Raw genomic sequence first — 9,294 nt, forward strand, 5'->3', positions numbered from 1 at the left:
AACTCCGCGCACACCGCGTCGAACGCCGCCGCGAACACCGGGAACGCCTCGTACAACTCAGCGCCCATCCCGGCACGCTGACTGCCCTGGCCGGTGAACAGGAACGCCGTCCGCCCACCGGTGACCGATCCTTGGACCAGACCCGCACCGGCCGCGTCACCCGCCGCCAGCGCCTCCAGCCGCCGCAGGAACTCCTCCCGCTCACCGGCGACCAGGACCGCGCGCTGCTCCAGCGCGGCTCGCGTGGTCGCGAGCGAGTAGCCGACGTCGACCGGCCGCAGCTCGGGCTGGTCCGCGACCAGCGCGTGCAGCCGCGCCGCCTGGGCCCGCAGCGCGGGCTCACCCTTGGCCGACAGCGCCCAGGGCAGCAGCGCCCCCGGCCCGGACGACGCCCCGACCTCGACCTCGACCGCCTGCGCCGCCTCGGGGGCCTGTTCCAGCACCGTGTGCGCGTTGGTGCCGCTGATCCCGAAGGAGGAGACCGCGACCCGGCGCGGTCGCCCGGTCTCCGGCCACGTCCGCGCCTCGGTCAGCAGCTCCACCGCACCGGCGGCCCAGTCCACCTGCGGCGAGGGCTCGTCCACGTGCAGGGTCCTGGGCAGCACGCCGTGGCGCATCGCCATGACCATCTTGATCACGCCGGCGACGCCGGAGGCCGCCTGGGTGTGGCCCAGGTTCGACTTCACCGAGCCCAGCCACAGCGGGCGGTCGGCGGAGTGCTCGCGTCCGTAGGTGGCCAGGAGTGCCTGCGCCTCGATCGGGTCGCCGAGCGAGGTGCCCGTGCCGTGGGCCTCGACGGCGTCGACCTCGTCGGCCGTCACGCCCGCGTTGGCCAGCGCGGCGCGGATCACCCGCTGCTGCGACGGACCGTTGGGCGCCGTCAGACCGTTGCTGGCGCCGTCCTGGTTCACCGCGCTGCCGCGCACCACCGCGAGCACCGGGTGCCCGTTGCGGCGCGCGTCCGACAGCCGCTCCACCAGCAGCATGCCCGCGCCCTCGCCCCAGCCCGTGCCGTCCGCCGCTGCCGCGAAGGACTTGCACCGGCCGTCGCGCGCCAGACCGCGCTGACGGCTGAACTCGACGAACGTGCCGGGGGTGAACATCACGGTGACGCCGCCGGCCAGCGCCATCGTGCACTCGCCGCTGCGCAGCGCCTGCACGGCAAGGTGCAGGGCCACGAGCGAGGACGAACACGCCGTGTCCACAGTGACCGCCGGACCCTCCAACCCGAAGGTGTAGGCGACGCGTCCGGAGACGACGCTGCTGGAGCTGCCGGTGCCGAGGTAGCCCTCGACCTCGTCGGGGGCGGCCCGCAGTCGGGTGCCGTAGTCGTGGTACATCACGCCCGCGAAGACGCCGACGGAGCTGCCGCGCATGGTCGCCGGGTCGATGCCGGCCCGCTCGAAGGCCTCCCAGGTGGTCTCCAGCAGCAGTCGCTGCTGCGGGTCCATCGCCAGGGCCTCGCGCGGGCTGATGCCGAAGAAGGCCGGGTCGAAGTAGCTCGAGTCGTGCAGGAAGCCGCCCTCGCGGGTGTACGAGGTGCCGGGGGTGTCCGGGTCCGGGTCGTACAGGGCGTCCAGGTCCCAGCCGCGGTCGCTCGGGAAGGTCGAGATCCCGTCGCGCTCCTCGGCGATCAGCCGCCACAGCTCCTCGGGCGAGCTCACCCCGCCCGGGTAGCGGCAGGCCATCGCGACGATGGCGATCGGGTCGTCGTCCGCGCCGACCGTCCGCACGGCGGCCGGCTGCCGGCCGGTGTCGGCCAGGGCGCCCAGCAACTCGTCGCGCAGATGGCCGCCGAGCGCGGTCGGGTTGGGGTAGTCGAAGACCAGCGTCGCGGGCAGCCGCAGGCCGGTGGCGGTGGCCAGGCGGTTGCGCAGTTCGACCGCGGTCAGCGAGTCGAAGCCGAGCTCCTTGAAGGCCCGCTCGGCGTCGACGGCCTCGGCCCCGGCGTAACCCAGGACCGCGGCGATCTGACGGCGGACCAGGTCGAGCAGCGCCTGCCGCTGCTCGACGACGGACAGCGGGGCCAGCCGGGCGACCAGCTCGGACTCGCCGGAGGCGGCGCCGGCGCCCGCCGACTCCACGGCACGGCGCAGCGGGACCCGGACCAGCCCGCGCAGCAGCGGGGGCACGCCCGATCCGGAGGCCGCCAGTTCCCGCAGGGTGCCGGTCCGTACGTGCATCGGCACCAGCACGGCGTCCTCGCCGCCGTCGCGCAGCGCGGCGTCGAAGAGGGCCAGGCCCTCGGCCGAGCTGAGCGCGCCGAGGCCCGAACGCTCCATCCTGGCCCGGTCGTTGTCGTCCAGGTGACCGCTGACGCCGCTGCTCTGCGCCCACAGGCCCCAGTCCAGCGAGGTCGCGGGCAGGCCCGCCGCCCGGCGGCGCCGGGCAAGGGCGTCCAGGAAGGCGTTGGCCGCCGCGTAGTTGCCCTGTCCGGGGCCGCCGAAGAGACCGGCGGCCGAGGAGAAGAGCACGAAGGCCGAGAGGTGCAGCCCGGCGGTCAGCTCGTGCAGGTTCCAGGCGCCGTCGGCCTTGGGCCGGAGCACGCCGTCGACCCGCTCGGGGGTGAGCGCGGAGAGCACGCCGTCGTCCGTGACGCCCGCGGTGTGCACCACGGCCGTCAGCGGACGCCGCAGCGAGCCCAACAGCCCCGCCAGCGCCTCGCGGTCGGCCGCGTCGCAGGCCGCGATCTCCACCTCGGCGCCCAGTGCGGCCAGCTCGGAGCGGAGTTCGGGCGCGCCGGGGGCCTCTGCGCCGCGTCGGCTGGTCAGCAGCAGGTGACGGACGCGGTGCTCGGTCACGAGGTGCCGGGCGAGCAGCGCGCCGAGCGCGCCCGTGCCGCCGGTGACCAGGACGGTCCCCTCCGGGTCGAACGCGGGAACCTCGGCCGCCGACTCCTCGACCCGGGCCAGGCGCAGCGCGTACGCCACGCCCTCGCGGATCGCCAGCTGCGGCTCCTCCGCCGCCAGGGCGACGGTCAGCGCCCGCTGCGAGGCGGCTTCCTCGTCGGTGTCCACCAGGACGATCCGCCCGGGGTTCTCGGTCTGCGCCGAGCGCAGCAGGCCCCAGGCCGCCGCATGAGCCAGGTCGGTGACATCGGCGTCCGCGGCGGTGGCCACCGCGCCGCGGGTGAGGAGCACCAGCGGCGTGTCGGCGAGCCGGTCCTCGGCCAGCCAGGCCTGGGCCAGCGCGAGCACCCGGTGCACGGTGACGCGCACCGCCTCGGGCACGTCGCCCTCGTGGTCGTCCGCGAAGCAGGGGGCGACCACCGCCTCGGGCAGCTCGCCGTCCGCCAGCAGCGCGTCGAGGTCGGGGAACGCCGGCACCTCGCCGCTGAACGCGCCCAGTGCCCCGGCGTCGCCGCCGAGCACCGCCCACCGTCCGTTCGCCGCCGAGGCGGCGGGCGGCAGGGCCACCCACTCCGGGCGGAACAACGACTCGTGGAACGCGGCCCGCGCGGCGCGGACCTGCTCCGCCGAGACGGCCCGCAGCACCAGCGCGTCCACGGACGCCACCGGCCGGCCGGCCTCGTCCGCCAGCTCCAGCGACACCCCGTCCGCGCCCGCAGGCGTCAGCCGCACCCGCAGGGCCGAGGCGCCGACCGCGTACAGCGAGACGCCGGTCCAGGAGAACGGCAGCCTGCCCTGCCAGTCGGTGTCGTCCGCTCCGGCCAGGCCGAGCGCGTGCAGAGCGGAGTCGAGCAGCGCCGGGTGCAGCCCGAACAGGCCGGCGTCAGCCTCGGCCCGCTGCGGCAGGCGGACCTCGGCGAAGACCTCGCCGTCGCGCCGCCAGGCCCGGCGCAGGCCCTGGAAGACCGGGCCGTAGTCGAAGCCGAGGTCGACCAGGTCCTGGTAGCGGCCTTCGAGGTCGACCTCGTCCGCGTCGGCCGGGGGCCACTGCTCCACACCGAGGTCGAAGTCGGCCGGTCGCGCGCCGGAGGCGAGCAGACCGGTCGCGTGCCGGGTCCACGCTTCCTCGGCCGGGACGTCCTCACGACGCGAGTGCAGGCTGAGCGCACGGCGGCCGCTCCCGTCCGGGGCCGCCACGGTGAGGCGCAGCTGCACCCCGCCCTGCTCGGGCAGGACCAGCGGCGCGGCCAGCGTGAGTTCCTCCAGGAGGTCGCAGCCGACCTGCTCACTGGCGCGCACGGCCAGCTCGACGAAGGCCGTCCCGGGCAGCAGCACCGAGCCCATCACGGCGTGGTCGGCCAGCCAGGGGTGAGTGCTGAGGGCGAGTCGGCCGGTGAACACGTACCCGCCGGAGTCCGGCAGTTCGGCCGCCGCACCGAGCAGCGGGTGGTCGGTGGTGCCCAGCCCGGCCATGGTGACGTCGCCCGCGCCCAGCGCCGGGACGTCGGGCCAGTAGTGCTGCCGCTGGAAGGCGTAGGTGGGCAGGTCCACCCGACGGGCGCCCTGACCGGCGAAGACCGCGTGCCAGTCCACGGGCACGCCCTGGACGTAGGCCTGGGCGAGCGCGCCGGAGAGCGTGCGCGCCTCGGGACGGCCGGCGCGCAGCACGGCCGCGAACACGGCCCCGGGCTCGGCCACGCAGTCGGCGCCGAGCGCGGACAGCACCCCGTCCGGGCCCAGCTCCAGGAAGGTGGTGACGCCTTGGTTCTCCATCGCGCGCACCGCGTCGAGGAAGCGCACGGCCTCCCGGACGTGCCGCACCCAGTACTCGGGCTCGGTCAGCGCCGCCGTCCGGTCCAGCGTCGAGACGATCGGGATCCGCGGCGGGTGGAACTCCAGCTCCTGCGCGACCGCGCGGAACTCCGCCAGCATCCCCTCCATCAGCGGCGAGTGGAACGCGTGGCTGACCGTCAGCCGCTTGGTCTTCCGCCCCAGCTCGGCGAGCCGCGCGGTCACCTCCAGCACCGCCGCCTCGGCGCCCGAGAGCACCACGGAGGTCGGGCCGTTGACTGCGGCGAGACCCACCTCGGCCTCGCGGCCGGTCAGCAGCGGCAGCACCTCGTCCTCTGATGCCTGCACCGCCACCATCGCGCCGCCCGCGGGCAGCGCCTGCATCAACCGCCCACGCGCCGCCACCAGCTTGGCCGCGTCCGCCAGCGACAGCACACCCGCGACATGCGCGGCGGCCAGCTCGCCGATCGAATGACCGGCCAGCACGTCCGGGCGCACGCCCCAGGACTCGACCAGCCGGAACAGCGCCACCTCGACGGCGAACAGCGCCGGCTGCGCATAGCCGGTGCGGTGGATCAGGTCGCCCTCGGTCGCGAACAGCACGTCCCGCAGCGGGCGCTCCAGGTGCTGGTCCAGGTGCGCGAGGACCTCGTCCAGCGCGTCCGCGAAGACGGGGTGGACGCCGTACAACTCCGCGCCCATGCCGAGGCGCTGGCTGCCCTGGCCGGTGAAGAGGAACGCCGTGCGGCCCAGCGCGGCGGTGCCCTCGACCAGCTCCGGCGCCTCCTCCCCCGCGGCCAGCGCGGTCAGCGCACGCAGGTGGCCCGCGAGGTCCTCCGCCACCACGACGGCCCGGCGCTCCAGTGCGGCGCGGGTGGTGGCGAGCGAGAAGCCGACGTCGACCGGGCGCGCCCCGGGCTGCTCCGCCAGGTGGGCGCCCAGCCGCTGCGCCTGAGCGCGGAGCGCTCCCGCGTCCCGCGCGGACAGCGGCCACGGCACGACGGGCGCCGACACGGTCGCCTCGACGACCGGCTCCCCGTCCGTTTCCGGCGCCTGCTCGACGATCACGTGGGCGTTGGTCCCGCTGACGCCGAACGAGGACACCGCCGCGCGGCGCGGCCGACCGGTCTCGGGCCACTGCCGGGCCTCGGTCAGCAGCTCCACCGCGCCCGCCGACCAGTCGATGTGCGTCGACGGCCGGTCCACGTGCAGGGTCTGCGGAAGCTCGCCGTGCTGCATCGCCAGCACCATCTTGATGACGCCCGCGACGCCGGCGGCGGCCTGGGTGTGCCCGATGTTGGACTTCACCGACCCCAGCCACAGGGGGTGTTCGCGCTCCTGGCCGTAGGTGGCCAGCAGCGCCTGCGCCTCGATCGGGTCGCCGAGCGAGGTGCCGGTGCCGTGCGCCTCGACGGCGTCCACCTCGGCGGCCTTCAGCCCGGCCGACGCGAGCGCCTGCCGGATCACCCGCTGCTGCGACGGACCGTTCGGCGCCGTCAGACCGTTGCTCGCACCGTCCTGGTTCACCGCGCTGCCGCGGACGACGGCCAGCACGGGGTGAGCGTTGCGCCGCGCGTCGGAGAGCCGCTCGACCAGCAGCATGCCGACGCCCTCGCCCCAGCCGGTGCCGTCCGCCGCCTCCGCGAACGCCTTGCACCGGCCGTCGGCGGCGAGCCCGCGCTGACGGCTGAAGTCGACGAACGCGCCCGGGGTGGACATCACGGTGACGCCGCCCGCGAGGGCCAGCGAGCACTCACCGGCCCGCAGCGCCTGGATCGCCCAGTGCAGCGCCACCAGCGAGGACGAGCACGCGGTGTCCACCGTCACCGCCGGGCCCTCCAGGCCCAGGCAGTAGGCGACGCGGCCGGACATGACGCTCGCCGCGTTGCCGGTGCCGAGGAAGCCCTCGGAGCCGTCCGGCGCGCTCAGGATGAGCGGCAGGTAGTCCTGGCCGTTGGTGCCGGTGAAGACGCCCGTCCGGCTGCCGCGCAGGGCCGCCGGGTCGATGCCCGCCCGCTCGAACGCCTCCCAGGACGTCTCCAGCAGCAGCCGCTGCTGCGGGTCCATCGCCAGCGCCTCACGCGGCGAGATCCCGAAGAAGCCGGGGTCGAAGGCGCCGGCCTCGGCCAGGAAGCCGCCCTCGCGGACGTACGAGGTGCCGGGGTGCTCGGGGTCGGGGTCGTACAGCGCGGCCAGGTCCCAGCCGCGGTCGTCCGGGAACCCGGCGAGGGCGTCACCGCCGTCCGCCAGGAGCCGCCAGAGCTCCTCGGGCGAGGAGACCCCGCCGGGGAAGCGGCAGGCCATGCCGACGATGGCGATCGGGTCGTCGTCGTCCGCGCGGCCGGGAGCCACCTCGGCCGAGACCATCTCGGGCACGGATCCCAGGAGTTCGCCGCAGAGCTGCTCGGCGAGCGCGGTGGCGTTGGGGTAGTCGAAGACCAGCGTCGCGGGCAGCCGCAGGCCGGTGAGCGCGGCGAGCAGGTTGCGCAGCTCGACGGCGGTGAGCGAGTCGAAGCCCAACTCACGGAACGCGCGCGCCGGTTCGACGGCGTCCAAGTCCGGGTAGCCGAGTACGGCGGCGACCTGGGCGCGGACGAAGTCCAGCGCGAGGCGGCCGCGTTCGCCCTCGGTGGCGGCGGCCAGCCGCTGCCGCAGCGAGGAGCTGTCGGCCTGCTCGCCGTACTCTGCCTCGGCGTCCGCCAACGCCTTTACCGCCTCCGGCAGTTCGGCGAAGAGGGTGCTGGGCCGGATCGCGGTGTACTGGGGCGCGAAGCGGTCCCAGAGGATGTCCACCACCAGCGAGAAGGTCTCGTCGTGGTCCAGTGCGTGCTGCATCGCGGCGATCGCCAGCTCGGGTGCCAGCGCCGGGACGCCGCCTCGGCGCAGACGCTCGGTGACGACGTCGTCGACGGCCATGCCGCCTTCGGCCCAGGCGCCCCACGCCATCGTGGTGGCGGGCAGCCCGGCGGCCCGGCGCTGCTCGGCGAGCGCGTCCAGGAACGCGTTGGCGGCGGCGTAGTTGGCCTGGCCGGGGCCGCCGAAGGTACCGGCGAAGGACGAGAACATCACGAACGCCGACAGGTCCAGCCCGCGGGTCAGCTCGTCCAGGTTGACGGCCGCGTCGACCTTGGGACGCAGCACACCGGCCAGCCGCTCCGGGGTCAGCGCGTCCAGCACGCCGTCGTCCAGCACGCCGGCCGCGTGCACGACGGTGGTCAGCGGGTACTCGGCGGGCAGCGCGGCCAGCAGGTCGGCGAGCGCGGCCCGGTCGGAGACGTCGCAGGCGGCGACGGTCACCCGGGCGCCCAGCGCGGTCAGCTCGGCCTCCAGCTCGGCCACACCGGCGGCGTTCCGGCCGCGACGACTGGTCAGCACCAGGTGCTCCGCGCCCGCTCGGGCCAGCCACCGGGCGACGTGCGCGCCGAGCGCGCCGGTGCCACCGGTGACCAGCGCGGTGCCGCGCGGGGTCCAGCCCGACGCCGGGGTCTCGCCGTTCGGTGCGCGCAGCAGGCGGCGGGCGAGCACGCCGGAGGGACGGATCGCCAGGTGGTCCTCGTCGCCGAGGCCGCCGAGCACGGCGGCCAGTCGGCCGAGCGCGCGCTCGTCGGCCGACTCCGGCAGGTCGACCAGGCCGCCCCAGCGCTCCGGGTACTCCTGCGCGACGACCCGGCCGAGGCCCCAGATCTGGGCCTGGCCCGGGTGCTCCAGCCGGTCGGAGCGGCCGGTCGAGACCGCGCCGCGGGTGGCGCACCACAGCGGCGCCTCGACGCCCGCGTCCCCGAGCGCCTGCACCAGCGCGAGGGTTCCGGAGAGCGCTGCCGGCACCGACGGGAGCCCCGGGTGCGGGCTGTCGTCCAGCGCCACGAGGGAGAGCACCCCAGCGACCGGCTCGCCGCCCTCGGGTAGCGCGGCACGCAGCCGTCCGGCCAGCACGGCCCGGTCGGCGGTGGTCGGCGCGTCGAACTCGACCCGGTGAACGGTCACGCCTCGCTGGGACAGCGCCCGCTCCGCGGCAACCGCCCACTCGTGGTCGCGCTGTCCGTCCGGAACGACCAGCAGCCAGTGGCCGGTGACGCCCGCGCGCGGGGCCTCGGTGGTCGGACGCCAGCCGATGCGGTAGCGCCAGCCGTCCACGGTGGAGCGGTCACGGCTCTGCCGACGCCAGGCGGTCAGTGCGGGCAGCACCGAGCTGAGCGGCTGGTCGCCGTCCAGGTCCAGAGTGGTGGTGAGGGCCTGGAGGTCACCGCGCTCGACGGCCTCCCAGAACCGGGCGTCCACCGCGTCAGTGGCGCCCGGGCCGCCCGTCGCGGTCTCGGCCCAGGAGGCGGCGGTCGGCCAGTAGCGGCGGCGCTGGAAGGCGTAGCTGGGCAGATCCACCCTGCGCGCACCATGCCCGGCGTAGAACGCCCGCCAGTCGACGGCCACGCCGCGCACCTGGGCCTGCGCGAGGGCGGCGGTGAGCGTCCGCACCTCGGGCCGGTCGCGACGCAGCACGGGCGCGAACACCGCGTCCTCGCTCACGCAGTCCTGGCCGAGGGCCGAGAGTGTGCCGTCCGGGCCCAGCTCCAGGAAGGTGCGGACGCCTTCGCGCTCCAGGGTTGCGATCGCGTCGCGGAAGCGGACCGCCTCACGGACGTGGCGCACCCAGTACTCC

The 9,294-nt window shown here is 75.8% G+C and carries 1 protein-coding gene; it reads right to left on the bottom strand.

The features are described 5' to 3' along the window. A partial coding sequence (locus TR48_RS37380; protein ID WP_042375180.1) for a type I polyketide synthase occupies positions 1 to 9,294 on the bottom strand: 9,294 nt, incomplete at both ends.

Source organism: Streptacidiphilus neutrinimicus (assembly GCF_000787815.1).
GTDB lineage: Bacteria > Actinomycetota > Actinomycetes > Streptomycetales > Streptomycetaceae > Streptacidiphilus > Streptacidiphilus neutrinimicus.